Source organism: Micromonospora sp. CA-244673 (assembly GCF_050948395.1).
GTDB lineage: Bacteria > Actinomycetota > Actinomycetes > Mycobacteriales > Micromonosporaceae > Micromonospora.
In genome coordinates this window covers 436,999-462,411 of record NZ_CP192019.1, presented here as the reverse complement: position 1 = coordinate 462,411, position 25,413 = coordinate 436,999, and the positions used below count along the sequence as shown (strand labels likewise).

Below are 25,413 nucleotides of genomic sequence, written 5' to 3'. Positions count from 1 at the left end.
AACAAGTTTCGCGAGAATGACATTGCGGGTCGCCCCGCATTGGACGGGCGGCCCCGGCGCGGTGCGAACGCCGGGGCCGCCCTCTGGGGAGGAATGTTCGTGAGGAACACGTCCTACCCGTGCTGGCGACGCTACGCCGGAAAGTGTTACGGCGCGGTCAGTTCCCGCACGTCCAGGCCACCGTCGGCGTAGCGGGAACGCACCACCTTCTTGTCGAATTTGCCGACGCTGGTCTTCGGGACCGCGTCGATGAACGCCCACCGCTCGGGCAGCTGCCAGCGCGCCACCGACGTCGCCAGGAACTCCCGAAGCTCCTCGGCGGTGACCGAGGCGCCCTCCCGGACCACCACGGTCGCGAGGGGCCGCTCGTCCCAGCGCTCGTCCGGCACGCCCACCACGCACGCCTCCAGCACGGCCGGGTGCGCCATCAGCGCGTTCTCCAGCTCGACCGAGGAGATCCACTCACCGCCCGACTTGATCACGTCCTTGGCGCGGTCGGTGAGGGTGATGTAGCCGTCCGGCGAGAGCGTGCCGACGTCCCCGGTCCGCAGCCAGCCGTCGCGGAACTTCTCCTCGTCCGGGGTCTCGTCACCGACGTACCGGGCGGTCACCCACGGCCCACGGACCTCCAGCTCGCCCACGGACGTGCCGTCGGCGGGCAGCGGCTCGCCCAGCGGGCCGACGATCCGCGCGGCCACCCCGGCCGGCACCCGGCCCTGGGTGTAGCGGTAGCGCCACGCGTCCTCGCCGGCCGCGCCGGCCGGCGGCCGCGAGACCGAGCCCAGCGGCGACATCTCGGTCATGCCCCAGGCGTGGATGACCTCGATCCCGTGCCGGTCGTGGAAGGCGTGCATGAGCGACGGCGGGCAGGCCGAGCCACCGACGATCACCTCCTGGAGCGACGACGTGTCCACCTCGTGGCTGTCCAGGTAGGCCAGCAGGTCGGTCCAGATGGTCGGCACCGCGCCGGCCAGGGTGGGGCGCTCGGCGGCGATCATCGCGGCGATCGGCTCGGCCTGGAGGAACCGGTCCGGCATGATCAGCGACGCGCCGGAGAGGAACGCCGCGAAGGGCAGCCCCCAGGACATCGCGTGGAACATCGGGACGATCGCCAGCTCGCGGTCCTTCGGGCCGAGGCCGAAGCCCTCCGGCATGCAGACCTGGAGCGAGTGCAGGTAGATCGAGCGGTGCGAGTAGGCGACCCCCTTGGGGTTGCCGGTGGTCCCGGAGGTGTAGCAGAGCGCGGCGGCGTCGCGCTCGTCCACCTCGGGCCAGTCGTAGACCTCCGGCCGGTCGGCCAGCAGGGCGTCCCAGTGGTGCACGGCGATCCGGTCGCCGGTCGCGGCCAGCAGCGGGGCCGGGTCGCCACCGCCGACCACCACGACGTGCCGCACCGTGGTCATCTCGCCGATCACCCGGGCCAGCAGCGGGATCAGCGTGGCGTCGACCAGGACGACGCGGTCCTCGGCGTGGTTGGCGATGTAGGCGACCTGGTCGGGGAAGAGCCGGATGTTGAGGGTGTGCAGCACCGCGCCCATGCTCGGCACGGCGAAGTAGGCCACCAGGTGCTCGTTGTTGTTCCACATGAAGGTGGCGACCCGCTCGTCGCCGGTCACCCCGCACTCGTCGCGCAGCGCGTGGGCCAGCCGGGCGGCCGTCCTGCCGACCTCGGCGTACGTCATCCGACGGGGCTCGGCGCCGGTCCAGGTGACGACCTCGGCCGTGCCGTGCACGGTGGTGCCGTGTTCGAGGATCCGGGCGACCTGGAGGGGGGCGTCCATCATCGTGCTACGCATGGGTAACAACGTAGTGTCGCCGGTCACACGAACGGAACCCCCGGAACGGCCGAGCCGATCGGGGAAGCTGCGTAGATTGTCCGGGTGAGCATCTCGTGGGCCGACTCGTACGTCGGGCAGCTCCGGGCCCTGGCCGGTGACCGCACCCTGATGTTCGTCGGCGCCCGGGCCGTGGTGCGGGACAACGCCGCCCGGGTGCTGCTCATCCAGCGCTCGGACAACGGCCAGTGGGCACTGCCGGCCGGCGCCATGGAGCTGGGCGAGTCGATCGCCGACTGCGCCGTCCGGGAGGTCCGCGAGGAGACCGGCCTGCGTGCGCTGCGGGTCTGCGCGTTCGCCCTCTACACCGGCCCCGACTTCACCAACACCAACATGTACGGCCACACCTACCAGGTCTTCACCACGGCGTTCCGCGTCGAGGAGTGGGACGGCCAGCTGGCCCGGATGACCGACGAGACGACCGACGCGGGCTTCTTCCACCCCGAGGAGCTGCCCACCCCGCTCTCCGGCAGCGTCATCGAGACCCTCGCCGATCTGGACGTCTTCGAGCAGACCAACCGCCTCATCCTCAAGTGACGGCGCCGGCCGCCACGGGCCGCTCGTCGGGGGCCGCCCCGGCCTGGCTCGTCCGGGCGCCGGACCGTTCCGCGCCGATCCCGGCCACCACCACGAAGGCGATGCCCGCCACCGCGGCGACGCCCGGCACCTGACCCAGCGCGACCAGGCCGACCACCAGGGCGATGGCGGGCTCCAGGCTCATGAGCGTGCCGAACGCGGCCGTGGTGAGCCGGCGCAGCGCCAGCAACTCCAGCACGAACGGCACGACGGGCAGCAGCACGGCCAGCCCCAGGCCGGCCAGGAGCACCGGCCAGGTCAGGTCGCCGAACACCGACGGACCGACCACCACGGTGGCGACCACGGCGGCCACCGGCATGGAGACCGCCAGGCCGCGGATGCCCGAGACCTCGTCGCCCACCCGCTGGGTGAGCAGGATGTACGCGGCCCAGCAGGCGCCCGCACCCAGCGCGTACGCCACCCCGACCGGATCGGCGCCGCCGTGCCACGGCTCGGTGAGCAGCAGCACCCCGACCGCCGCGAGCGCCGGCCAGAGCTTGGCGCCGCCCCGACCACGCGCCACGGCCACGCCCAGTGGCCCGAGGAACTCCAGCGCGCTGGCCGTACCCAGCGGCAGCCGGGCCACCGCCGCCATGAACAGCATGGTGACGCCGGCCGTCACCACGCCGAGCGCCACGCAGGCCCACAGGGCGGAGCGGGTGAAGGCCGACGGGCGGGGCCGTACCAGGATCGCCAGCAGGACCCCGGCCCAGGCCAGGCGCAGCCAGGCGGCGCCCTCCGGACCGACCCGGTCGAAGAGCCCCACCGAGGCGGCCAACCCGAGCTGGACGCAGGTCATGGAGGCGACGGCCATGGCGGTGCCGGCGCGGGCCGGGGTCACGGTGCTCATGCGGACAGTAGAACCGGTCCGGACCGCTCATGTCCACGTGCCATTCCTGGACAGACCGTTCGCCAGTCGTGAACAATCGGCGGCATGGACCTGCGTCGCCTGCGCCTGCTGCGGGAACTGGCCCGGCTCGGCTCGATGCGGCAGGTCGCCGACGAGCTGCACGTCACCACGTCGACGGTGTCGCAGCAGCTCGCCGTGCTGGCCCGGGAGGTGGGCACCGAACTCGTCGAGCCGCACGGCCGCCGCGTCCGGCTCACCCCGGCCGGGCGCCGGCTGGCCGAACACGCCGTGACGATCCTCGCCGCGGTCGACGCCGCCCGCCTCGACCTGGACCCGCGGGCCGAGCCGGCCGGCACCGTACGCGTCGCCGGGTTCGCCACCGCCGTCCGGCGCTCGCTGCTGCCGCTCACCGCCCGGCTGGCGGCGGACCACCCCGGGGTGCGCCTCCGCATCCACGAGCACGAGCCGGCCGAGGCGTACGCGGCGCTCGCCGCCGACGGCGTCGACCTGGCGCTGACCTACGACTACAACCTGGCCCCGCTCGCGCCGGACCCGGCGCTGGACGCCACGCCGCTGTGGTCGGCCGCCTGGCACCTCGGGGTGCCGGCCGGCGCGGCGGCCCTCCCGGAGGCGGACGCCCCGGCGGTGTTCGGCCGGTTCCGCGACGCGGACTGGATCGTCAACTCGCGCAACACCGCCGACGAGGTGGTGGTGCGGACCATCGCCTCGATGGCGGGCTTCGAGCCCCGGATCGTGCACCGCGCGGACAGCCTCGACCTGGTCCAGGACCTCATCGTGGCGGGGCTCGGCGTCGGCCTGCTCCCCGGCGACCAGCCCACCGGGCCCGGCGTCCGCCTGCTGCCGCTCACCGGACCGCAGGCCCTGCTGCGCGCCTACGCCGTGACCCGGCGCGGCCGGGCGGCCTGGCCGCCGCTGGCGCTCATCCTCGACCTGCTCAGCGCCCCGCCGCGCGACGCCAGGTGACCCACCGCCGCGCCCGCCCGTTCGCTCAGAGCATCGTCTGGGACTTGGACTCCATGTCGGCGGCGGCCTCCTCCTTCGACTCCCTGGTGAGGGGCTTGCCGCCGGGGGCGGCCGCCGGGCCGCCGAGCGGGTCCGCGCCACCGGTCGAGCCCTGCGGGCCGGCACCGCGCAACTGCTCGTTCGGCATCAGCAGGGTGACCAGCACGGCCAGGATGGCGATCAGCCCGGTGGTCAGGAAGACCAGGTGCAGCGACTCGACGAACGAGGCCTGGATGGCGGCCCGCACCGGCCCGGGCAGCGCCAGGACGGTCGCCGGGTCGTTGATCGAGACGTTGGCGCCGCCGCTGGCCGCCACGGCCGCCCGCTGGTCCGGCGGGAGCTGGGCGAGCGCCGCCGGCAGCCGGCCGGCCAGCTCGCCGCTGAGCCGGGACGACAGCACCGCGCCGAGGATCGCCACGCCGAACGAGCCGCCCAGCGAGCGGAAGAACGTCGCCGAGGAGGTGCCGGCGCCCAGGTCACGCGGGTCGACCGCGTTCTGCACGCCCAGAATCAGCGACTGCATGCACAGGCCCAGCCCGACGCCGATCACCACCATGAAGCCGAAGGCCACCCAGAGCGAGGTGGCCACCTGGAGCTGCCGGAACAGCAGCATGCCGGCGACCAGCACGGCAGCGCCGGCCACCGGGAACCACTTGTACCGGCCGATCCGGCTCATGGCCCGCCCGGTGATGATCGAGGTGACGATGATGCCGGCCATCATGGGCAGCATCAGCAGACCGCTCTTGGTCGGCGAGGCGCCCTTGACGATCTGGAGATAGAGCGGGATGAAGATGATCGACCCGAACATCACCAGACCGAGCACGAAGCCCGCCGAGTTGGCCAGCGCGAAGGTGGCGCTGCGAAACAGCCGCAGCGGCAGGATCGGCTCGCGTACCCGGGCCTCCTGCAGCACGAAGAGCACGCCGAGCACCGCTCCGGCAACGAACAGCCCGATGATCACGCCGGAGCCCCAGGCGTACTCGTTGCCGCCCCAGCTCAGCGCGAGCAGCAGGCAGCTCACGCCGGCCACCAGCAGCCCGGCGCCGACCCAGTCGACGGTGTGCTCCCGGCGCTGGAACGGCACCAGCCGCATGACGTGGTAGCAGACCACGATGGCGAGGATCGCCAGCGGCACGTTGATGTAGAAGATCCACCGCCAGTTGGTCTCCGCGAAGTAGCCGCCGACCAGCGGGCCGGCGACCGAGGAGATGCCGAAGACCGCGCCGAACAGGCCCTGGTAGCGGCCACGCTCGCGGGGTGGCACCACGTCCGAGATGATGGTGAACGCCAGCGTCAGCAGGCCGCCCGCCCCGATTCCCTGCACACCCCGGGTGACGATCAGCTGGGTCATGTTCTGCGACAGCCCGGCCAGCAATGAGCCGAGCAGGAACGTGCCGATCGAGAAGAGGAAGACCGGGCGGCGCCCGTAGAGGTCGGCCATCTTGCCGTACAGCGGCGTCGAGGCCGTGGACGCGAGCAGGTACGCGGTGACCACCCACGAGTAGTGGTTGATCCCGCCCAGCTCACCGACGATGGTGGGCAGCGCGGTGCCGACGATGGTCTGGTCGAGCGCCGCCAGCAGCATGCCGGTCATCAGGCCGAGCATCAGCAGGCGGATCTGGCGGGCGTGCAGCACGGGACGAGCGGCCTGGGCTGTCATCCCGCTTCCTTTCCCACCGGGGGCGGATCATGCCCCCGGTGGGAGAAGAAGTCAGTGCTTCCCCTCGGCGAACTCCTCGACGATCTTGTCGCAGAAGGCCGGCAGGTCGTCCGGCTTGCGGCTGCTCACCAGACCGTTGTCGGTGACGACCTCCTGGTCGACCCAGTTCGCGCCGGCGTTCGTGAGGTCGGTGCGCAGGCTCGGCCAGGAGGTGATCGTGCGCCCGCGCACCACGTCCGCCTCGACCAGCGTCCACGGGCCGTGGCAGATCACGCCCACCGGCTTGCCGGCCTCGAAGAACGACTTTACGAACCGCACCGCGTCCGGGTCGGTCCGCAGGAAGTCCGGGTTCGCCACGCCGCCGGGCAGCACCAGCGCGTCGTACGCCCCCGCGTCCGCCTCCTTGGTCGTCACGTCGACCGGGTACTGCTTGCCGTGGTCGAGGTGGTTGAAGGCCTGGATCGAACCGGACTCGATCGAGACGAGCTCGACCCGGGCGCCCGCGTTCTCCACCGCCTCGCGGGGCTTCGTGTACTCGACCTCCTCGACGCCGTCGGCGGCCAGGAACGCGATCCGCTTGCCCTGCAGTGTCGCTGCCATGGTGGTTCTCCTCTCCGGGGTGTGCCTGCACCCGTTCCCGGACGGGACCGGCCGAAACCGGACGCCGTGGGTGGCCCGCGGCGCAGGTTTGGCCGGTCCCGCTCGGGGGACCCGAAGGGGCATGGCAGGAGCAGCAGCGGAAGATCGCCGGCTCGCCACCGTCGTGGCCGGCTGGCAGGGACGTCCCGTGCTGGTCGTCGGCGACGCCATGCTGGACGAGTGGCGGTTCGCGGAGTCGGAGCGGCTCTGCCGCGAGGCGCCCGCACCGGTCCTCACCCTGCGCCGGCGGATCTCCGCCGCCGGGGGCGCCGCGAACACCGCGGTCAACGTGGCCGCACTCGGCGGCCGGGCCGCCCTGGTCGCCCCGGTCGGCGCCGACGTGGCCGGTGACGAGCTGCACGACTGCCTCGACCGGGCCGGCGTCTGGGACCGCACGGTCAACCAGCCCGGCCGGCCCACACCGGTGAAGCGGCGGATGCTCGCCGGCAACCAGATCCTGCTCCGCGAGGACTCCGGCGACCCGGACGACGCGCTGGACGACGACGGGGTGGCCCGCCTCCTGACCGCGCTGCACTGCGCCACAGAGGAGCTGCGCGCCGTGGCCGCCGGGCAGCCCCTCACCCTGGTCGTCTGCGACTACGGCCTGGGCGCGCTGCCCCCCGGGGTGCGCGCCTGGCTGGTCGCCAACCGGGACCGCTACGCCACCGTGGCGCTCGACGCGCACGACCTGGCCGACTGGCGCGGTCTCAACCCGACCGTGGTGACCCCGAGCTTCGCCGAGGCGACCCGGCTGCTGGCCCGGGCCGCGGCCGGCTTCGGCGGCGGGCACCGGAGCGCCCCGCGCGGCGCGACCGCCGCCGACCTGCACCTGGACCATCTCGCCGACCCGGCCGACGGCCCCTCCGAGCTGGTCGTCGGCGCGGCGCCCGGCGGGGCCGGTGAACGGGAGCCGGGCACCCCGCACCCGACCTCCGGCGCGCCCGGGAGCGGGCCCGCCGGCGCGGCCACGGACCCGAGCAGGACCGAGCACGGCGGCGGGTTCGCGGGCCCGACCGGCGAGCCGACGCCCGGCGAGGAGCGGGTCGCGCTGACCGGCGACGGGCTCACCGTCACGGGCACCGGCGTGACCGTCAACGCGGCGGCCGGCGCGGGCGTGGACCGGGCCGTGCTGGCCCAGTCCCGCCTCGACGAGCTGCGCGAGCACACCGGCGCGGACGTGGTGGCGGTGACCCTGGACACCGAGGGCGCCGTGGTCGGCGGGGCCGACGGCGAACCCCGGCGCAGCCACAGCACGCCGGTCCCGGCCAGCCACGCCGTGGGGGCCGGGGACGCGTACCTGGCGGCGATGACCCTGGCGCTGGCGGCGGAGGCGAGCCTGCCGACCGCCGCGCAGCTCGCCCAGCTCGCCGCGACCATCACCGTCTCCGACACCGGCACCTGCGTGTGCCGGCGGGAGGACCTGCTCGGCGCGCTCGACAGCGGGCCGGAGGAGGCCGGGCGCCCGACCCAGGTGGGCGCCGAGGAACTGACCGCGCTCGTCGCGGAGCACCGCCGGGCCGGCCGGTCGATCGTCTTCACCAACGGCTGCTTCGACGTGCTGCACCCCGGGCACGTCCGATACCTCACCCAGGCCCGCGCGCTCGGCGACCTGCTGGTCGTGGCCGTCAACTCGGACGGCAGCGTACGCCGGCTCAAGGGGCCGGACCGGCCGGTCAACCCGGTCGAGGACCGCACGGCCCTGCTCGCCGCGCTGGAGTGCGTCGACCACGTGGTGGTCTTCGAGGAGGACTCCCCGGCGAAGCTGATCGAGGCGGTCCGCCCGGACGTCTACGTCAAGGGCGGCGACTACCCGCCCGAGATGGTCCCGGAGGCCCCGCTGGTGCGCCGGCTGGGCGGCCAGGTACGCACCCTCGGGTACGTGCCGGACCGTTCCACCTCGGCGATCATCGACCGGATCCGGGCGCACCCGGTGGTCCCGCCGGTGGGCGAGGGCAGGCCGGCGTGAACAGACCGCTCGACCTCGGCGCGCCCGACAGGTTCCGCCGCCCTCGGCAGCTCGACGTGCTGATCCCCACCCGCAACCGGCCCGCCGAACTGGCGGTCACCCTCTCCGGGCTGGCCGCGCAGGAGGGCGTACCCGACTTCGGGGTGGTGGTCAGCGACCAGTCCGACGGCGACCCCGCGTACGCGCACCCGGCGGCGGCCACCATGGTCCGGGCGCTGCGCCACCGGGGCCACCCGGTGCTGCTGACCCGGCGGCTGCCCCGGCGCGGGCTGGCCGAGCACCGCGCCTACCTGCTGGACCGGTCGGCGGCCCGGTACGTCCTCTGCCTCGACGACGACGTCTGGCTGGAGCCCGGCACGCTGTCCCGGCTGGTCACCGCCATCCGGGAGCTGGGCTGCGGTTTCGTCGGCAACGCCGTGCACGGCCTGTCCTACGCCGACGACGTGCGCCCGGAGACGCACGGGCACTACGAGGAGTGGCAGGGGCAGCCGGTGCCCGAACGGATCCGCCCGGGCAGCCCGGAGTGGCAGCGGGCGTCCATCCACCCGGCCGCGAACCTGCTGCACGTCACCGAGAAGCTGCGGCTGCCGGCCGGGGCGTGGCGGGCGTACAAGGTCTCCTGGATCGGCGGATGCGTGCTCTACGACCGGGCCAAGCTGGTCGACTCCGGCGGCTTCGACTTCTGGCGCCGGCTGCCGGAGCGGCACCAGGGCGAGGACGTCGCCGCGCAGCTCGCGGTGCTGGAGCGGCACGGCGGCGCCGGCGTACTGCCCAGCGGGGCCTACCACCTGGAGTCGCCGACCACGGTCACCGAGCGGGAGGTGGAGGCGTGGGAGGTCGTGGTCGCCGCGTCCGACACCCCGCAGCCCGCCTGAGCGGCTACTCGCCCAGCAGCTCGCGGGCCGCCTCGACCACCTCGGCGGCCGGCACGTCGGCCACGAACGAGTCGCGGTGCGGGCACGTCCCGTCGCCCGGCCGGTGCGGGTAGATGTCCCGCGTGCAGTCGATGCCGCAGACCGGGCAGTGGATCGTCCACGAGGCGATCGGCCGGTGCCGGACGCGCAGCGGAGTCGCCCCGTTGATCAGGTTGCCGATCCAGTAGACGCCGACCGTCGGGGCGCCCACCGCGGCGGCCAGGTGCAGCGGGCCGGTGTCGTTGGAGACCACCAGCGCGCACCCGGAGTACGCGGCGGCCAGCGCGCCCAGGCTGAGCGTGCCGACCTGCGGGCGGACCGGCACGCCCGCCGCGGCGACCACCTCGTCCACCGTCTCCCGCTCGGCGGGCGTGCCGGTGACCAGCACCTCGTACCCGTCGCCGGCCAGCGCCCGGGCCACCTCGCCGAAGCGCTCCGGCGGCCAGCGCCGCCGGCTGTCGGTGGCACCGGGGTGCAGCGCCACCCGGGGCCGGGTCGGCTCGCCGAGCACCTCGCGGGCTTCGGCCCGGTCCGCGTCGGTCACCGCCAGCGCCGGCGTGATCGTCACCGCCCCCGCGCCGACCAGGGCGACCGCCTCCAGGTAGCGGATCACCTCGTGCTGGTAGTAGACGTACCGGATCCAGCGGTCCAGCGGGGGCGCGTCCTCGGCCCGCAGGCCGGCGGTGACCCGGGCGCCCAGGCCGGCGATGAGCGGGTTGGAGTTGGCGCCACCGCCGTGCAGCTGCAGGGCCAGGTCGAACTGCTCCTTGCGGGCCGCCGCCACGAAGTCCGCCAGCCCGGACGGCGCCTCGTCCGGCCCGGGCTCGCGGATGCCGGGCGCGGGCGGGACCACCAGGACCCGGTCCACCGGGCCCGGGCGGTCGCGCCAGAGCTTCGCGTGCCACGGCCCGCCGAGCAGCACGATCTCGGCCGACGGGTACGCGGCCCGCAGCGCCTCCAGCGCCGGCAGCACGAAGATGAAGTCGCCCAGCGCGTTCGCCCGCAGCACGGCGATCCGCTCGACGTCGGGGACGCGCTCGCCGACCGGGCCGAGCGCCGACGGCTCCAGGTCACGGCGCGGCGACGGACGCGCCGAGCTGGGGTCGTCGGACGACGGCTTCAGGTCGCGGCGCGGCGACAGACGCGCCGAGCTGGAGTCGTCGGACAGGGTGGTCACGCCACCCCTACGGCCGGTCGATCTCGTCGGCCGTGGTGTCCGGGTGGTGCAGCTCCCGGTCGGCGGCCGGGTCGACGAAGGTCCGCGTACCCCCGGAGGTCGCGTGCGGGCCGGTGCGGCCGACGGTGATGGTGCGCGGCGCGGGCCGGGCCGCCCGGGGCAGCCGCACCCGGAGCAGGCCGTGGTCCATCACCGCGTCGATCCGCTCCGGGTCCACCCGGGACGGCAGGTCCACCCGGTATTCGAAGCCACGGGTGGTGAACCCGCCCGGGATGCCCTGGTCGGCGTTGACCTCGGCCTCCGACCGGGCCCGCACGCACAGCTCCCGGTCGTCCAGCTCGACGGCCACCTCCTCGGGCGCCACACCGGGCAGCCGGACGACCACCTCCCAGCCGTCGGCGACCTCGGTCAGCTCCACGTCCGAGCTGCCGCCGCGGCCACCGACCAGGCGGCTCAGCTCGGCCCGCAGCGACTGCAGCTCACCCATCGGATCCCAGCCCTGCTGGCGGCCCCGCCAGCCCCGACCGCCGCCACTCTGTTCCGTCATCGCACGTCTCCGATCCGCTGTGTCGCCGAAGGGGGTCGCAGCGAGCTGGGGGCGTTCAGGTCGTGCTCCGGGTCGACGCCCACACCCAGCCGGTCCACCAGCTCGCCGCCGAGCCAGGCGCTCACGCCGAGGATGGCCACGGCGACCACCTCGATGGCGATCAGCGCGCCGCCGGCGGCCCGCGAGTCGGCGTTGAGCCGGACCGCCCAGACGGCGGCGAAAAGCAGGATCACCGCCACGTTGGCGGCGGCGTGGGTGAGCCCGACCCGCTTGGCGCGGGTGCCGGTGGGCAGGGCGAGCAGGTCGAAGGCGCCGGCCGCCGCGGCCAGCAGGCCGCCGACCAGGCCGACCGTGATGTTCCAGTACGCGACCTCGCCGAGGAAGTCCGGCCCGCCCACGGTGTCGATCACGTCGAAGATCACGGCGGTCACCAGGAGGGCCACCGGGAACATCACCAGCATCGGGTGCACGGGGTGACCGAGCACCTTCAGTCGGCTCTCCATCCCGGCCTCCATCGATCGCGTCCCGGCGCGCTGCGGCTCAGTCCGTACCCGCGGGTTCAGGGGGCAAACCTCGCCGTCGACGCGCACTCCTAGGCTGACGATGGCGGAAACCAGCCGTTCGCGGGCCGGAATCGCCGTCAAGGTCAACGGACGGGGGAGGCAGACGTGACGACACGGGAGATCACCAGCCCGGAGGAACTGGCGGAACTGCTGGGCGCACCGACACCGCGGGCGCGGGACAAGGAGCGCACGAAGCTGCACCAGCGGGACCGGGAGTGGCTGGCCGCCTCGCCGTTCTGCCTGGTCGCCACGGCCGGCGCGGACGGCAGCTGCGACGTCTCCCCGAAGGGCGACCCGGCCGGCTTCACCCTGGTGCTGGACGAGACGACCATCGCCATCCCCGAGCGGCCCGGCAACCGGCGGGCCGACGGCTACCGCAACATCCTGGCCAACCCCCACGTCGGGCTGATCTTCCTGATCCCCGGCCGCACCGACACGCTGCGGATCAACGGCCGGGCCCGGCTGGTGGTCGACGCGCCGTACTTCGAAGGGATGGTGGTCAAGGGACACCGCCCGGTGCTGGCCGTCGAGGTGTCCATCGAGCAGATCTTCTACCACTGCGCGAAGGCGTTCTTCCGCTCCGAGCTGTGGAAGCCGGAGACCTGGCGGCCCGACGTGCTGCCCACCCGCGCCCGGCTGGTGAAGGAGGTCGAGGCCCCGACGGCCAACCTCGCCGATCTGGAACGCCACTACGGCCCGGACTACGCCAGCCGCCTCTACGTCTGATCCTCCCCACCCGACCGCCGGCCGCCTTTCCTCCGATTAGGCCCGATCCCCTGGGGTACGGATTTCGGTGCAGACCACTGAACGACAAGGAGTGCTCATGGCCACGAAGGTCGAGAAGTCCATCGAAGTCGACGTGCCGGTCAGCACCGCGTACAACCAGTGGACCCAGTTCGAGGAGTTCCCCCGGTTCATGGGTGGCGTGCAGGAGGTGCGCCAGCTCGACGACCGGCGGATGCACTGGGTCGCCGAGATCGCCGGCGTGAAGCGCGAGTGGGAAGCCCGGATCCTGGAGCAGGTCCCGGACCGCAAGGTCGCCTGGGCCGCCACCAGCGGCGCCACCAACGCCGGCGCCGTCCACTTCCAGCCGATCGGCACCGACCGCACCCAGGTGCTGCTCTCCCTGGAGTACGAGCCGGAGGGGCTGGTCGAGAAGACCGGCGACAAGCTGCACCTCGTGGAGAAGCGGGCCGAGGCCGACCTGGAGAAGTTCAAGTCGTACATCGAGGGTCGGGGCGCCGAGACGGGCGCCTGGCGCGGCACCGTCGACGAGGGCCGTACCCTCGGCACGCCCGGCGTGGAGCACGCCGCGTCCTCGCGCGGTGACGACGGCAAGGCCGGCGTCTCCGGCAAGGCGGTCGCGGCGGGCGCGGTCGCCGCGGGCGCGGCAGCGGCAGCGGCCGCCGCAGCGGCCCGGCACCGCACGGAGACCGACGAGGAGCCCACCCCGGAACCCGAGACGGAGTACGTGGTGACCGACGTCCCCGCCCAGCGGACCGGCGCCTTCCCGCCCGACCCGCGCCGCGCCCTCTAGACCCTTCACCTCCCTGCCGGAGTGAGCCCGGTGGACCGGCCGCCGCGCCGTGCCCGCCGGGCTCGCTCCGTGTGGCGCGTATCGTTGCCGGCCGTGACCGACCTCGGACCACGCCAACCGGAGATCACCGTTGCCACCCCGGCGGACCGCGGGCGGGTGGTCGGGTCGCTGGTCGCCGCCTTCGCCGGCGACCCCGTCCTGACCCACCTCTTCCCCGACCCGGCCGGCTACCCCCGGCACGCCGCCGCCTTCTTCGGGCACCTCTTCGACAAGCGCGTCGGTCGGAGGACAATCTGGACGATCGGCGGGGGCGCGTCGGTGGCGATCTGGGAACCACCCACCCCGCCGGAGCCGGGGCCGGTCGACCCGCTCGCCGCCCACCTGCCCGCCGACGCGCTGGCCCGGGTGCACGCCTACGACGAGGCCGTCCACGCCGCGCTGCCCGACGGGCCGTTCTGGTATCTCGGTGTGCTCGGGACCCACCCCGCCAGCGCCGGCCGGCGCTGGGGCCACGCCGTCATGCGGGCCGGGTTGCGCCGGGCCGCGGCGGACGGGTTGCCGGCGGTGCTGGAAACGAGCAACCCGGCCAACGTCGAGATCTACCGCCGTGCCGGCTGGCAGGTGGTACGCGAGATCGCCGAACCGCTGCCGACCTGGATCATGCAACAGCCGGGCTGACCACGGTCAGCTCCAGGTCAACCTGCTGATCTCCCGCTTGAACTGTGTGAGGGTGCTGCTGGTCCCCTCGGCCGGAGTCAGCCGCAGCGAATAGGTGACCTCCCCCGCGGCCCACCAGAAGGTCCACGAGCTGTCCGCCGTGCCGGTGATGACGCCGTCACGCCCACCGATGGTGGCGGCCGTGCCGCCGGCGGGCCGCGGCACCTCGGCCGTGCGGCCCGCGGTCACGGTGAGATGCAAGCCTTCCGGGCCGTTGTAGCCCTGGTACCAGCCCTCGTCGGTGGACGCCCACTGCCCTCGGTGGGGGCTCCACCGCTGGTCCGAGGCCAGCCCCGGCAGGTCACGTTCGAAATAGGTCGGCGGCAGGTCCGCGGAGGCGGCGTCTCGGAGCATCCGGTCACCGAGGGGTTCCGGCAGCGACAGCACGACGGGAACGGCTGAGCCGCTCGTGCTGCAGTCGGCCGCGTCCAGGACACGGGCCTGCACCGCCACGACCACCCGGGCACCGTCCTGCCCGGAGATCACCGCCCGGGGCTGCACGAGTTCCTTGCACTGCACGCTCGTTCCGGCGTACACGGTCACGGATGTGCCGTCACGGGCGACCATCGCCGACAGCCACGGCACGGCGGAAGGGCCGTCCGCCGGTGCCGACTGCGCCGCGGCCGGCTCGGGCGCCGCCCGGTCGGTCGCGCGTTGCTGCCTGAGGATGAAGCTTCCGACGAGCGCCAAGCCGATGGCGGCCGCCGCGACCGTGAGGGTGACCCCCTTGTTACGGCGCGACCGGTCGGTCGGCCGGGGTGCCGGCGATGTTTCGCCGCTGACTGTCAACTCGGGCCGTCCGTCGGTTTCCATCAGCCACCTTCACGTTGTCCGCAGCAGCGGATCGTACGCGAGCACCCACCTGCACCCTGTGCCGCGATCCCCACGGCCTGATCGGTCGCGGAAGGAGCGAAGCCCCGGCGGAGTTCGGGGAGATCGCATCATTCACACGGCCCACACGCGGTCGGATTCGGGGTCGACGGCATGACCCCGCACTGCCATCATGTGCGCCGTGAAGATCATTCCCGGTCCGGAGCGGACGCCGTCGGGCCGGTCAGCCACGGTCGCGCTCGGCCGACGTCATGCACAGGCCACGGCGACGGCGATCGTCGGCCTGATCGTCCTGGCGACCGCGCACTCCGTGCCGTGGTTGGCGGTACGACCCGGGCAGAGCACCGAAGACCTGATGCTGGGCCGGGCGCCCTCCGACGAGGTACGGAGGTATGCGCTGACCGACTTCCCGGGCTCCCGGGCGTCGCTGTACGTCGGGTGGGCACTGCTGCTGGCGATGCTGGTCGCGGCCTGGGTGAGGCCCCAGTGGCGCCCCGGCACACGGTTGGCCGCCTGGTTGCTCGGCGTGGCACTGACGCTCCTCACCTTCCTTCCCGGCAGCGACGCCGTGGACGCCAGCGGCTTCCCGCAGGCCGACCGCCCTCACAGCGAGTTCCTCGACGGCACGTGGCTCGCGCTGGCCGGGACGCTGATGCTGGCTGCCGCCGTCTCGACCCTGACGGCGGCGCCGGCGCCTCCGGCGGCCGCACACCCGACCCCGGCCGAGTCGGCGCCGGGCACCGAGAGCATCGCCGTCGATCGGCCAGATCCCGCGGGCCCGGCCCCGGTTTTCGCACCGGATCCACACCGGGCCGCCCGCCCGGCGCCGGTTCCCTGGTGGCGGCGCCCCTGGCCCGTGATCGGCCTGGCGGCTTCCGTCGCCGGAGCCGCCGTCGTCGGCACCGTGGTCTGGTACGCGGTTCATGCGCGCGTCGACCCAGACCGCGACCTGGGCGCGCTGGTGGTGGCGGGCCCTGCCAACTCGACGCCCACCACGCCGGCCGCGGTAGACGATCGGGTCGACATCACCCGGATCGTGCCGCTCGGCGAGGACTTCCGGTCCCTGATGCTCGTTGCGGCGGTGCGCAGCACCGTGCTGCACGCGGCCGGCGCGGCGTGGACCCGACCGGACTCCACCTCGGTGACCGTCACCCTGCTCCAATTCGACTCGGTGTCGGCGGCCGACCAGTTCCAGCAGTCCTACGTCAGTCTCCAGCCGGCGGCTCGCGGCCTCGGCGACCTGGCGGAGATCCGCGATGTGCCGGGGGCGATGACCTTCACCGGCGAGGGTCAGACCGAGGTACGCGCCGTCGCGCACCGTGACGAGATCGTCGTGCTCGTCACCGTGACCGGCGGGGCGCCAGATGCCGCAACCACCGTCGAGTCGCTGGTCCGCGAGCAGTACGGCCGGCTCTGATCCGCCCTCGACCAGCGACCCCCGGCCTCACGGCACTTTCGGCCCTCCGCCGACCCCTTGCCGACAAGGTGCGGCCCGCTCGCCTGGCCGGACAGCACGGAGCATCAGTGTGGCGGCCGTCCCCGCGGTCGCAACAAACGAGCCCTAGCATCGTCGGCGTGGCAACGCGGCTGGTTCAAATCAACATGAAGGCCCGGGACGACTCCGCGCTCGGCGGTTTCTGGGCGGAGGCGCTCGGCTGGGAAATCTCCAGCGAGGGACCCGGCGTGACCAACCTCGAACCCGAGGGCTTCGCCTACCCCGACCCCGTCGCCGTCTGCATCGACCTCATCGCCTCCCCCGAACCCAAGACGGCGAAGAACCGCGTACACGTCGACCTCGCCACCACCTCGGCGGCCCATCAGGCGGAGATGGTCGCGCGGCTGAAGGATCTCGGCGCGACACCCGCCGACATAGGCCAGGGCGACGTGCCATGGACGGTCCTGGCCGACCCGGAGGGCAACGAGTTCTGCGTGCTGGACCCCCGACCGCTCCACCGGGACACCGGACCGATCGCCGCGGTGGTGGTCGACTGCGCGGATCCGCGAGCCATGGCCCGCTTCTGGGGCGAGGCCATGGACTGGACCCTGCACGAGGTGACCGACCACAAGGCGGTACTGCGCTCGGCCAAGGGCGTCGGCCCATATCTGCAGTTCCTCCGCACACCCGACGTGAAGACCGGGTGGAACCGCGTCCATCTCGACGTCCGCCCCTACCCGGGTGACGATCTAGAGGCCGAGGCGGCCAGACTGCGGACGCTCGGCGCCGCCGCCCTCGACCTGGACCACAACGTCGCGTGGACGGTCCTCGCCGACCCCGAAGGCAACGAGTTCTGCCTCCTTGCCCCAAGCTGACCCGGTCCGTCCACTGCGGCCATGAGCCGCGACCTTGCGACGCTCCTCAGCCCCACGGCTCAAGGACCAGACGCGTCGGCGGCAAAGCGATCGACCTCGGGAACCGATTCCGCGAGACCGTTGCCGTATATACCGTCGGTCTGCATATACTGCGAGCCATGTCGAGTGCACCGATGCAGGAATCGACGTACCTGATCCTCACCGCACTGGTCGAGGAAAACCGGCACGGGTACGCCATTCTGGAGGAAGTCCGCCGGATCTCCGCCGGGCGTGTGGAACTACGCGCCGGTACCCTCTACGCCGCCTTGGACCGGCTTCGGACCGAAGGCTTCGTCGAGGTGGAGCGCGAGGAACTCGTACAGTCCCGGCTGCGCCGCTACTACCGGCTCACGGGCTCGGGCGCGCGACGGCTGGCCGAGGAGAGCGCGCGGCTGCGCAGCAATGCCGAAGCCGCGACCGAACGCCTGCGTCGTGCCGGCCTGCTCATCCAGGGCGGTGCGGCGTGACGATGGAACGGGCCTACCGGCTGCTGCTGGCCTGCTACCCCCGCGAACACCGCCAGCAGTACGCCGACGAGATGCTCGGGGTGCTGCTGGACGACGCCGAACCGGACCAGCGCCGGCCCGGGGCCCGCGATGTGCGTGACCTCCTGAGCGGGGCACTACGAACCCACGTCCACTACAGCGCCGCCCGGCTGTCCGACCGGACCTGGCGGGACGCCGCGTCGGCCCTGGGCCTCATCGCCGCGCTTGCCCTGTTCGCGTACGCCGCGCGCCTGCCGGTGCTGCATTTCGCTCTGCTCGCCACCGGTCATCCGGGCGGGCTCGGCGATGTCCTCCCGTGGCAGGCGTGGCTCCTGCCGGTGGCCTGGCTCGTCGTGGCGGTCCTGGCCGGGTTCGGGTGGCGCCGGAGCGCTGCCTCACTCGCCGGGGGAGCCGCCGCGCTCGAAGTGGCCCGGGCAGCCGGCGAGTACCTCGCGTACCGCTCGGTGTTCAACCTCTGGCCGGCAGTGCTCGCCGGAATGGCCGCCGCGGCGCTCGCCGTCCCCGCCTCCCGCTCCGGCGCGGCCGTCATCGGGCGCTGGCGGCTCGGCGTGTTCACCGGCGCCACGCTGCTCAGCGCGGGCACGCCGGCAATCGCGGCGCTCGCCCTGCCCCAACCAGGGTCCGAGGCCGTGCGGACGAGTTGGATATTCACCACCGGTGTCGACCACATCGAGGCGCTGCTGCTCGGTGCCGGCTACCTGGTCAGCGCCCTCGCCGTCGTGTCCACTCCGGCATCGCTGCGGCGGCGCCTCCTGACCTTGCTCGTGCCGGTCGGGGCGGTGCTGCTGCTGACTCGGGCCGGGATGGGCCTCCTGCAACGCTCGGTCCACGACGGGATCTCCGACGGGCTCCACCTCGCGCAGTGGCTGGCGCTGGCCCTGGCACCCGTGCTGGCGTTCGCGGCCGCCGTGGCCGCCCTGCATCGCCGGGAACGACCCTCGCGCCTGCTCGCCATCGACGGTGAACCGCGGCCGCCCGAGGACCCGCGCCGATCCCGATAGGGCGCAGGGCATCGACGGTTGGGCACACCGGGAATTCAAGCTCTTCCGCGCGGCACGGATGCGGCTACCAGTACGTCAGGCGAAACACGTCTCGGGCGACCAGGCCGCCCGGCGGCCGCAACGGGTCATAGCCGTCACCGAAATACCCCGCTCGCTGATGGGAGCGAAGAACGAGGCGATGGCCGGCGAACACCAGGATGAAGCCCACGGCAGCCATCGGTGCCGCCGCCTGTGGGGGCATCAGCGGTACACCCGCCGCCCGGAACGGCCACGGAAGAACAGCCAGGAGGATCGCCAAACGGTAGACCCAGATGCCTGCGCGGTAGGTGAAAAGCCGGCGGCACGCCTCGAACGCGCTGCTGTCGATTGACACCGCGCTAGGTTAGTCCGCGCTCGGCTCTCATCGCCGGCCCTGCCGTCGCCGCTGTCCTTGTCCGGTATCCCTCGGCGCTGCCGGTCAACCGCTCCTCTGCCCGAAGCCCATCTCCGCCGTGAGTCCGCACATCGTGGAACGGGCCTGGTCTGTTCGGCTTCGCCCGGACTTACGGTGGAGGTGAGCGGCCCGATCTCTGTCGAAGATCCCCGCCGGAGGCATCGGTCTTGGGGTCCTGGCGCAGTCTGCAACTATCGGCCGGCGCGCCGGCCGATGCCGGCGCTTGCGCCGCCAGCACGATACCTACCTATGTATGCCTACGGTGTACCCGTCGGTGCCACATAGACTGCGCACCGCCCGGGAGGGCGGAGTTCGAGACCAGCTTGGGAGAGTAGACAGATGCCTGCCTGGAGGCCGCATGGGCGGGCCATGCCCCTGCTGCTGCTCGTACTGCTCGCCGGCTGCGCGGACCGCAATCCCGCCGAAGAGGCGATATACGACTCGGCCAATGCCCTTGCCCGCGAGGTGGAGGGCGTGCCGGCGTTCCACAACGGGCAGTTGGGTACGGCCGGGGTCAACTACCTCCGGGCTGGAATCGAACGCGGTGGAGACGAGGTCCTGGGCTCCGGGGCCTCCTCCGGCGAGGAAGCGGTCGGTCGGGTCCTCGGCTGGATCGATGCTCGATTCACCCGACAAGCCCAAGGCGGCCTTATCGCCAAGAATGACTTCACCGCGACTCTGTGCCTTCGATTCGAGGTCCGATCCGACTCGACAGGCGGATCGATCTCGTACCACGAGAAGGCCTGCCCCTGATCGGACAGCGACCGTGAAACCCGCCCCACCTGCTGCGGTCTTGCCGCCCGTTCACCGCGCCTTCTCAGCTCTCGCCGCGGCTGTGGCGACGAGTTCGCGCAGCCTCCGCTCCGCCGCCGGCCTGCCTGTGCCACGGCCGGGCCCGTATCGCACCAGGGAGGTAAAGTCCCCCGCCCTCAGCAGAACGGAGTACCACGCTACGCTCGTCTCCGCCTGCCCGTATCGTGCGCTCTCGAGCCAGGCGACCGCTTCATCGCCGGCCCTCGGAGTCGCGATCGACCGCATGGACAACGTGAAGGAGTAGCCGGGGGCATCGCCGCCCTCTTGCCAGGTTCGGCACCGCGTGAGACTCGCCCGGAGACGGGCGATGTCAGCCTTGGCCCCGTGCTGGGGATGCACCTTGACGATGTGGACGACCGACTCGCTGTGCGCCGTATCGGAGAAGGTCCAAGCGGCACTGACCATCACCCGGGCGTTTCCCCTGGTGTAGAGGCCACGCTTCACTCCGGTGCAGGCAGCGTTGTTGGTCCGCCGCTCCCGACTAAGACCAGCTTCATTGTCGCGCCACTCATCGCCGACATCGTGCCGTGTCAACAGCAACTGCCGGGCCTCGCTGTCGGCGGTTGGGCTGCCGGCCGCCGGAGATGGCGCTGAAGACGGCGTAGGGCTGGCCGCTGGCCCAGCCCCCGCTGGCGACGTGCGCGACGCAGCAGGACGTCCTGTGCTCCCACCACATGCCGCCAGCAAGAGTGCCACGACGGCGCCGGCCACCAGTGACACCGGGAGCCTGACCAACGACGCCAGCAGCAAGCGGCCGAGACCACGATGCCGAGCCAACCGGCCGGCGCGTCGCAGCTCGGGAAGATAAGTCTCCGGCATGACGAGGACCGTACTGGCTACACGCAGCCGCCGTGGACCCGTCGACGACACGCACTTCGCAATCGCCAAGGGTCTCGTCGGACTGTCAGCTTGGGAATCGGGTTAGTCCACACCGTGAGTAGCTGTCTGGCCTGGTACCTCAGCACGGAGCGCTCCGCCCGCGACTGCCGGGGGGTGCCGCTGGACGCCGGTATTGACCGCTGCATCGGGCACGCATCGGGCACGGGAGCTTTGGGTGAGGCTGGAAGTATGGCTTTGGGGGCTCCGAGCTGCGACTACGTCACCCGACGCATTGCCGAGGGCAAGACCAAAACCGAGATCATGCGCTGCCTGAAGCGCTACATAGCCCGCGAAGCCTTCACCCGCCTGACAAGTACTCTGCCGCCTGATCCGGGAGCTGACGCTGGGAGATGACGGTGCACGAAGCCGAGGCAACGTCCCGTCCCCAGGATTGGACGGTCCGAGGGCTTCCCCTGCCCCCGACGCTGGTCGCCCTGCTGGAGCATGGCCTGTGGCGGCACCCAGGAGCCCAAATACTCCACGACGTCATGCCATGGTTCCAAGACCCCCTGATGTTCCTCGACAACCTTGACCACATGCGGTTTGAGAGCGATTCCCTGGATCTCCTCGCCGACGACGCCCCGTCATCGCAAATGTTCCGGGTGGGTCGCGGCAGTCAAGTCGACCGGCACGTCGCCCTGCCGTGGCTCGACGCGGAGCGCGCAGTCTTTATCGCAGTCAACCGCAACCCCGGCGACGACGTTGCCCTCGCGCTCGACTACCGCACCGACCTCACCGATCCGAGCGTTGTGGCCAGCGACTTCTGGACCAACCCGAGCCAGTGCTCATGGCGACTGGTGGCACCCACATTCACCCAACTCGTCGCGGTCCTTGGTCTCGACTGATCGGCCGCGTTCCGTTGACAGCAATAGGAGCGTCAACCTCGCCGACAGCCGGCCGATCGTACATGTGTACGAGTAGGCTGCTCCTGGTGGAGGACGCGGGCGCTGGTGGAACGGGTCTTGGGGTCGCATGGCCGGGCGGGACATCTGGTTGCTCTCCGATGGCCGGCTCTGGCGAGTCCGTGGCCGCATCGGCGGTGACGAAGGGCAGGAGGTGTCGTACGAATTCCCCGACCAAGCATCTGCCCGGTCGATAATCGACCGGGCGATGAAGACCTCGGCCGGCACCTGGCGGGACGTCACGGAGTCGCTTCGGCAGGAGTCCAACCGCCAGACTCGCTAGGTGAGTGGCCGCTCGATCTGGGAACGCGCCTGCACGAATTTGTTCGGTGAAAAACCTGACGAGCCGAGTTGGGTCACCATGCCGATGGTGTGGTTGTCTGCCCATGCACAGACGTGGACCTTGACGTCCTGGGTCTCACCCTTGCCGCAGCGAGCCTCGCCGCCCATCGGCCCTGGTCGGATGGGCTGGATATCGGACAGTCTCGGCAGAGCGGCGAAGATCTTGTCCAGGCTTCCCTTGGAATCCGTGACCCTGCCGGAGACCCCGCTGACAAGGATGGTCGTGCTGTTATCGAGGAGGGCGTAGGCGGCGCCGACCTCGCTGGTTGCCTCACCGTCGAGGAACGGCTTGAAGGTGTCTGTGTTTTGCTGGGCCTGATCGCGCAAGGTCCCGCTTGTCGACTCCGGCCAGCCGCTGAGCAGCTTCTCCGGCTTGACCACACGCATCGGCGCAGCTGGAGACGGCGACGCTGTGCGTGGCAGCGACGCCCCTTCCACCGGGTTGGCGGCTCCCGAACAGCCACTCGCCGTCAGGAGGGTCGTGAGGGCCAGCACGGCCACACCCGCCGCGCGTTCTCCCGCACCTGCCTGCCGTGTCCTTGCCATGCGCCACGTCCTCGTCTCACGTTCCTGGGAGCGCACGGTATCCCAAGCGATCATCGTCGAGGCATACGCGTCTCCCGCGACGTTCGCCTCTGCTCGGCGTAGACAGGTCGGTAGCGGTCAACGGCAGGTGTCTGGCCGGACGTGCACACCGCACCACGGTGGCAGCTGGGCTGCCCGCACCCGCCGGCCGCCGGCGTCTCGCTGAGTTTCGAACCGCCACGGGTGAGCCCGTCCCGCTGAGATTGACCAGTTCGTTCCACCAGACCGGGATGACATGGACCTGGCCGCCGGGACGCTGCGCGTGCGGGGCAGTTGCAGCGGGATCCTGAGACCGGCGGCCTGGTGTTCGTCGAGACGAAGACGTCCCGGTCTCGTCGGACCCTCCCGCTGCCGTCCACCGTGCTAACGGCACTCCGCCGCCGCAGGAGCGCCAGGCGGGGGAACGCTTCGACGCTGACAACTGGGCCGACCCTGGTCTGGTCTTTGCCACCGCCGTCGGCACGCCCCTCCACCCACGCAACGACTACCGGTCGTTCCGCGAAATCATCCGGCGGGCCGGCTCCCGACAGGTTCGTCTGCACCACCCTCCGGCACACGGCGGCCAGCGTCCACTTGCTCAGGGGATGCCCGTCCGAGTGGTCACGGAGATCCTCGGCCACTCGCAGATCAACGTCACTCTCAACATCTACGCGCACGTGGCCCCAGAGATCGCGCGGGAAGCCGCGTCACGGCTGGAGGGGGCGCTGTGATCGGGTGAGTAGGTCGGCTGCTCGCTTGGCTGCTCAGCCTCGCGATGGCAAGTAAAAGGCCCAGGTCATGATCGGCGATCAAGCCGGTGACCTGGGCCTTCCTATGGAGCCGCCTGACGGAATCGAACCGTCGACCTACGCATTACGAGTGCGTCGCTCTAGCCGACTGAGCTAAGGCGGCAACGATCGTCAAGTGTACGGCACACCTCGCCGGACGCCGAACGGGATCCCCCCGACCTTCGAACCGGACATCCGGGAGTTTCGGCACGTGCGCGGGAGAGACTTCGCGGTCGGTCGGGACTACCCTGCGGCGGGTGAGTGACGATCACGTGCCGCCGCAGCAGCCGATCCCCGAGGCGCACCCGGGCGAGCGGGCCAGCCGACGACCGCGCAGCCTGGACCCGCTGGAGCTGGGCTTCACCCCGCGCAAGCCGGTCCCGTGGCTCGCGCCGCTGCTGCTCATCAGCACCGGGCTGCGGACGCTGCTGGCGATGCTGTTCGGGGCGTACCTGGACAAGCGCGAGTTGCAGAACGCGTTCGGCGACGACACGTTCCGGCAGGTGGGGCCGGACGGCGGGCTCTGGCTGGACTACGTGGCCGACCTGGGCGACGGCTTCGACGCCACGTACTCGGTGGCGCACCTGCTCGCCCAGCCGGAGCTGGAGGTCGAGGGCCACCGGCTGCCCCGGGCGCAGACCCTGGTGATGGGTGGCGACCAGGTCTACCCGTCGGCGGCCTACGAGGCGTACGAGGATCGGTGCAAGGGGCCGTACCAGGCCGCGCTGCCGATCGCGCCGCCGCAGCGGCCGACGCTCTTCGCGGTGCCGGGCAACCACGACTGGTACGACGGCCTGACCGCGTTCCTGCGGCTGTTCGTCCGCTCGCGGGACCGGCACTTCGCGGGCTGGGGCACCGGCCAGTCCCGCTCGTACTTCGCGGTGGAGTTGCCGGCCGACTGGTGGCTGCTGGGCCTCGACGACCAGTCCGGGTCGTACCTGGACGACCCCCAGCTCACCTACTTCGACGAGGTTGCCCGGAAGCTCACCCCGCGGTCGAAGGTGATCCTGGCGGTGCCGGCGCCGACCTGGGTCAAGGCCCACGACCATCCCACGGCCTACGACTCGATCGACTACTTCATCCGTACGATCGTCGCGCCCACCGGCGCGCAGGTGCGGCTGCTGGTCTCGGGCGACCTGCACCACTACGCCCGCTACACCGGCCCGGAGCGGCAGCTCATCACCTGCGGGGGCGGCGGCGCCTACCTCTACCCCACCCACCAGCTGCCCGAGCGGCTGGAGGTGCCGCCGCGGGACACCCTGGCCCGCCGGTCCAGCCGCACCCGCGAGTACGACCTGGCCGCCCGTTATCCGGACAAGGCCCGCTCCCGGCGGTACGGCTGGGGGATCTTCGCCCGGCTGCCGTTCCGCAACCCGGGTTTCACTACCCTGCTGGGCACCCTCCACACGCTGCTGATGCTGGCCATGGCGGGGGTGGCGGGGAACCACGTCGGCACCACGGAGCAGCGGCTGTTCAGCGTGCCGCTGGTGATCATGCTGGCGGTGACCCTGCTGGGTGCGGCGTTCTTCGCCAAGCCGCCCAGCGCCGGCGGGAAGCGGCACGCCCGGCACTGGATCCTCGGCGTGACGCACGGGCTGGCCCACGTGGCGCTGGCCGCCGGCGGCACCTGGCTCTGGCTGCAACTGCCGTTCTACGACTGGCCGTGGCCGCTGCCGGCGGTCGCCGCAGCCGTCCTGTACGGGCCGGTGAGCGGGCTGGTCGCGAGCCAGCTGGTGGCGCTCTACCTGCTGGTGGCGGGATCGTTCGGGGTGAACGTCAACGAGCTCTTCGCCGGCCAGGGCATCGAGGACTCGAAGTCGTTCCTCCGCATCCGCATCGACCCGGACGGCACGCTGACGATCTATCCGATCGCCGTCGACAAGGTCTCGCACGCCTGGCAGCTGAATCCCGACGAGTCCCCCACCTCAAGCTGGATCCTCCCGAAGACCCCGCTGACCCCGCGCCTGGCCGAGCCCCCCATCGTCCTCCGCTGAGGCGCGC

The 25,413-nt window shown here is 72.2% G+C and carries 24 protein-coding genes, 1 tRNA gene and 2 pseudogenes; 16 read left to right on the top strand and 11 right to left on the bottom strand.

Annotated features, from left to right (window positions below; all coding sequences use genetic code 11):
* Window positions 1-146: 146 nt before the first annotated feature.
* A complete protein-coding gene (locus ACQP12_RS02295) occupies window positions 147-1,781 on the bottom strand; it encodes a fatty acid--CoA ligase (RefSeq protein ID WP_433289093.1) in 1,635 nt (544 codons plus the stop codon).
* A 99-nt stretch (window positions 1,782-1,880) separates the two neighbouring features.
* Between ACQP12_RS02295 and ACQP12_RS02290 the strand changes: the two genes are divergently transcribed.
* Window positions 1,881-2,372 (top strand): NUDIX domain-containing protein, encoded by a 492-nt coding sequence (locus ACQP12_RS02290; RefSeq protein WP_357940287.1) that lies wholly within the window; start codon window positions 1,881-1,883, stop codon window positions 2,370-2,372.
* On the opposite strand, the gene ACQP12_RS02285 is transcribed toward ACQP12_RS02290, so the two are convergent.
* Complete coding sequence (locus ACQP12_RS02285) at window positions 2,365-3,261, bottom strand: EamA family transporter (RefSeq protein WP_433284642.1); 897 nt, start codon at window positions 3,259-3,261, stop codon at window positions 2,365-2,367. The two genes, ACQP12_RS02290 and ACQP12_RS02285, sit on opposite strands and share 8 nt — an antisense overlap.
* A gap of 84 nt (window positions 3,262-3,345) precedes the next feature.
* Here ACQP12_RS02285 and ACQP12_RS02280 point away from each other — a divergent pair, with 84 nt between their 5' ends.
* Window positions 3,346-4,245, top strand: a complete 900-nt coding sequence (locus ACQP12_RS02280) for a LysR family transcriptional regulator (protein ID WP_433284640.1) — start codon at window positions 3,346-3,348, stop codon at window positions 4,243-4,245.
* 25 nt (window positions 4,246-4,270) lie between these two features.
* Here the strand turns inward: ACQP12_RS02280 and ACQP12_RS02275 are convergent, their stop codons facing one another.
* Entirely contained in the window at window positions 4,271-5,944 is a 1,674-nt protein-coding gene (locus ACQP12_RS02275; RefSeq protein ID WP_357940281.1) for an MDR family MFS transporter, read from the bottom strand.
* Window positions 5,945-5,995: 51 nt separating this feature from the next.
* The gene (locus ACQP12_RS02270) at window positions 5,996-6,544 is read right to left on the bottom strand and encodes a type 1 glutamine amidotransferase domain-containing protein (RefSeq protein ID WP_433284638.1); all 549 of its coding nucleotides are present in this window, start codon (window positions 6,542-6,544) and stop codon (window positions 5,996-5,998) included.
* A gap of 121 nt (window positions 6,545-6,665) precedes the next feature.
* On the opposite strand from ACQP12_RS02270, the gene rfaE2 reads away from it, so the two are divergent.
* Together rfaE2 and ACQP12_RS02260 are read left to right on the top strand one after the other, a co-directional pair.
* Window positions 6,666-8,549, top strand: a complete 1,884-nt coding sequence (gene rfaE2, locus ACQP12_RS02265; protein ID WP_357940277.1) for a D-glycero-beta-D-manno-heptose 1-phosphate adenylyltransferase — start codon at window positions 6,666-6,668, stop codon at window positions 8,547-8,549.
* Complete coding sequence (locus tag ACQP12_RS02260) at window positions 8,546-9,424, top strand: glycosyltransferase family A protein (protein ID WP_433284635.1); 879 nt, start codon at window positions 8,546-8,548, stop codon at window positions 9,422-9,424. The genes rfaE2 and ACQP12_RS02260 overlap by 4 nt, the downstream gene beginning before the upstream one ends.
* Window positions 9,425-9,428: 4 nt before the next feature.
* On the opposite strand, the gene ACQP12_RS02255 is transcribed toward ACQP12_RS02260, so the two are convergent.
* The 3 genes from ACQP12_RS02255 to ACQP12_RS02245 form a co-directional block, all read right to left on the bottom strand.
* Complete coding sequence (locus tag ACQP12_RS02255; RefSeq protein WP_433289091.1) at window positions 9,429-10,532, bottom strand: glycosyltransferase family 9 protein; 1,104 nt, start codon at window positions 10,530-10,532, stop codon at window positions 9,429-9,431.
* Between the two features lie 115 nt (window positions 10,533-10,647).
* Window positions 10,648-11,187 (bottom strand): Hsp20/alpha crystallin family protein, encoded by a 540-nt coding sequence (locus tag ACQP12_RS02250; RefSeq protein ID WP_357940273.1) that lies wholly within the window; start codon window positions 11,185-11,187, stop codon window positions 10,648-10,650.
* Window positions 11,184-11,690 (bottom strand): DUF2231 domain-containing protein, encoded by a 507-nt coding sequence (locus ACQP12_RS02245; protein WP_357940271.1) that lies wholly within the window; start codon window positions 11,688-11,690, stop codon window positions 11,184-11,186. Before ACQP12_RS02245 ends, ACQP12_RS02250 begins: the two co-directional genes overlap by 4 nt.
* A 165-nt stretch (window positions 11,691-11,855) precedes the next feature.
* On the opposite strand from ACQP12_RS02245, the gene ACQP12_RS02240 reads away from it, so the two are divergent.
* The 3 genes and pseudogenes from ACQP12_RS02240 (at window position 11,856) to ACQP12_RS02230 (ending at window position 13,965) form a co-directional block, all read left to right on the top strand.
* Window positions 11,856-12,476, top strand: coding sequence for a pyridoxamine 5'-phosphate oxidase family protein (locus ACQP12_RS02240; RefSeq protein ID WP_433284632.1), 621 nt, complete (start codon window positions 11,856-11,858; stop codon window positions 12,474-12,476).
* Between the two features lie 97 nt (window positions 12,477-12,573).
* Window positions 12,574-13,023, top strand: a pseudogene (locus ACQP12_RS02235) (SRPBCC family protein); the annotation flags it as partial.
* Between the two features lie 357 nt (window positions 13,024-13,380).
* Entirely contained in the window at window positions 13,381-13,965 is a 585-nt protein-coding gene (locus ACQP12_RS02230) for a GNAT family N-acetyltransferase (RefSeq protein WP_433284630.1), read from the top strand.
* A 6-nt stretch (window positions 13,966-13,971) separates the two neighbouring features.
* On the opposite strand, the gene ACQP12_RS02225 is transcribed toward ACQP12_RS02230, so the two are convergent.
* The gene (locus ACQP12_RS02225) at window positions 13,972-14,547 is read right to left on the bottom strand and encodes a hypothetical protein (protein WP_433284628.1); all 576 of its coding nucleotides are present in this window, start codon (window positions 14,545-14,547) and stop codon (window positions 13,972-13,974) included.
* 469 nt (window positions 14,548-15,016) lie between these two features.
* Here ACQP12_RS02225 and ACQP12_RS02220 point away from each other — a divergent pair, with 469 nt between their 5' ends.
* The 4 genes from ACQP12_RS02220 to ACQP12_RS02205 all read left to right on the top strand — a co-directional run bounded on the left by ACQP12_RS02220 (window position 15,017) and on the right by ACQP12_RS02205 (window position 18,691).
* The gene (locus ACQP12_RS02220; protein ID WP_433284626.1) at window positions 15,017-16,252 is read left to right on the top strand and encodes a hypothetical protein; all 1,236 of its coding nucleotides are present in this window, start codon (window positions 15,017-15,019) and stop codon (window positions 16,250-16,252) included.
* Between the two features lie 158 nt (window positions 16,253-16,410).
* Window positions 16,411-17,145, top strand: coding sequence for a VOC family protein (locus ACQP12_RS02215; RefSeq protein WP_433284624.1), 735 nt, complete (start codon window positions 16,411-16,413; stop codon window positions 17,143-17,145).
* 158 nt (window positions 17,146-17,303) lie between these two features.
* Window positions 17,304-17,651 (top strand): PadR family transcriptional regulator, encoded by a 348-nt coding sequence (locus ACQP12_RS02210; protein ID WP_433284622.1) that lies wholly within the window; start codon window positions 17,304-17,306, stop codon window positions 17,649-17,651.
* A complete protein-coding gene (locus ACQP12_RS02205) occupies window positions 17,648-18,691 on the top strand; it encodes a hypothetical protein (RefSeq protein ID WP_433284620.1) in 1,044 nt (347 codons plus the stop codon). Before ACQP12_RS02210 ends, ACQP12_RS02205 begins: the two co-directional genes overlap by 4 nt.
* Window positions 18,692-18,755: 64 nt before the next feature.
* Here ACQP12_RS02205 and ACQP12_RS02200 read toward each other — a convergent pair whose 3' ends face one another.
* Window positions 18,756-19,064, bottom strand: a complete 309-nt coding sequence (locus tag ACQP12_RS02200) for a hypothetical protein (RefSeq protein WP_433284618.1) — start codon at window positions 19,062-19,064, stop codon at window positions 18,756-18,758.
* Window positions 19,065-19,493: 429 nt separating this feature from the next.
* Between ACQP12_RS02200 and ACQP12_RS02195 the strand changes: the two genes are divergently transcribed.
* From ACQP12_RS02195 to ACQP12_RS02185, 3 genes and pseudogenes are all read left to right on the top strand, one after another.
* Window positions 19,494-19,877, top strand: coding sequence for a hypothetical protein (locus ACQP12_RS02195; RefSeq protein WP_433284617.1), 384 nt, complete (start codon window positions 19,494-19,496; stop codon window positions 19,875-19,877).
* A gap of 1,155 nt (window positions 19,878-21,032) precedes the next feature.
* Window positions 21,033-21,170: pseudogene (locus ACQP12_RS02190) on the top strand (IS110 family transposase); the annotation flags it as partial.
* 158 nt (window positions 21,171-21,328) lie between these two features.
* Window positions 21,329-21,661 carry a hypothetical protein gene (locus ACQP12_RS02185; RefSeq protein WP_433284615.1) on the top strand — a complete coding sequence of 111 codons (333 nt, stop codon included), beginning with the start codon at window positions 21,329-21,331 and terminating at the stop codon, window positions 21,659-21,661.
* A gap of 336 nt (window positions 21,662-21,997) precedes the next feature.
* Here the strand turns inward: ACQP12_RS02185 and ACQP12_RS02180 are convergent, their stop codons facing one another.
* Complete coding sequence (locus ACQP12_RS02180; RefSeq protein WP_433284613.1) at window positions 21,998-22,606, bottom strand: hypothetical protein; 609 nt, start codon at window positions 22,604-22,606, stop codon at window positions 21,998-22,000.
* Window positions 22,607-23,082: 476 nt separating this feature from the next.
* On the opposite strand from ACQP12_RS02180, the gene ACQP12_RS02175 reads away from it, so the two are divergent.
* A complete protein-coding gene (locus ACQP12_RS02175; protein WP_433289089.1) occupies window positions 23,083-23,355 on the top strand; it encodes a tyrosine-type recombinase/integrase in 273 nt (90 codons plus the stop codon).
* Window positions 23,356-23,459: 104 nt separating this feature from the next.
* Here the strand turns inward: ACQP12_RS02175 and ACQP12_RS02170 are convergent.
* Window positions 23,460-23,536: transfer RNA gene (locus ACQP12_RS02170), tRNA-Thr, on the bottom strand.
* A 133-nt stretch (window positions 23,537-23,669) separates the two neighbouring features.
* Between ACQP12_RS02170 and ACQP12_RS02165 the strand changes: the two genes are divergently transcribed.
* The gene (locus ACQP12_RS02165) at window positions 23,670-25,406 is read left to right on the top strand and encodes a metallophosphoesterase family protein (RefSeq protein ID WP_433284611.1); all 1,737 of its coding nucleotides are present in this window, start codon (window positions 23,670-23,672) and stop codon (window positions 25,404-25,406) included.
* Window positions 25,407-25,413 lie beyond the last annotated feature (7 nt).

Excerpts from the sequence above, each read along its gene's own strand:
- ACQP12_RS02275 (WP_357940281.1), bottom strand. The coding sequence starts at position 5,944 with ATGACAGCCCAGGCCGCTCGTCCCGTGCTGCACGCCCGCCAGATCCGC.
- ACQP12_RS02285 (WP_433284642.1), bottom strand. The coding sequence starts at position 3,261 with ATGAGCACCGTGACCCCGGCCCGCGCCGGCACCGCCATGGCCGTCGCC.
- ACQP12_RS02250 (WP_357940273.1), bottom strand. The coding sequence starts at position 11,187 with ATGACGGAACAGAGTGGCGGCGGTCGGGGCTGGCGGGGCCGCCAGCAG.
- ACQP12_RS02280 (WP_433284640.1), top strand. The coding sequence starts at position 3,346 with ATGGACCTGCGTCGCCTGCGCCTGCTGCGGGAACTGGCCCGGCTCGGC.
- rfaE2 (WP_357940277.1), top strand. The coding sequence starts at position 6,666 with ATGGCAGGAGCAGCAGCGGAAGATCGCCGGCTCGCCACCGTCGTGGCC.
- ACQP12_RS02185 (WP_433284615.1), top strand. The coding sequence starts at position 21,329 with ATGTTCCTCGACAACCTTGACCACATGCGGTTTGAGAGCGATTCCCTG.
- ACQP12_RS02295 (WP_433289093.1), bottom strand. The coding sequence starts at position 1,781 with ATGGACGCCCCCCTCCAGGTCGCCCGGATCCTCGAACACGGCACCACC.
- ACQP12_RS02195 (WP_433284617.1), top strand. The coding sequence starts at position 19,494 with ATGCCCCTGCTGCTGCTCGTACTGCTCGCCGGCTGCGCGGACCGCAAT.
- ACQP12_RS02245 (WP_357940271.1), bottom strand. The coding sequence starts at position 11,690 with ATGGAGAGCCGACTGAAGGTGCTCGGTCACCCCGTGCACCCGATGCTG.
- ACQP12_RS02180 (WP_433284613.1), bottom strand. The coding sequence starts at position 22,606 with ATGGCAAGGACACGGCAGGCAGGTGCGGGAGAACGCGCGGCGGGTGTG.
- ACQP12_RS02270 (WP_433284638.1), bottom strand. The coding sequence starts at position 6,544 with ATGGCAGCGACACTGCAGGGCAAGCGGATCGCGTTCCTGGCCGCCGAC.
- ACQP12_RS02210 (WP_433284622.1), top strand. The coding sequence starts at position 17,304 with ATGTCGAGTGCACCGATGCAGGAATCGACGTACCTGATCCTCACCGCA.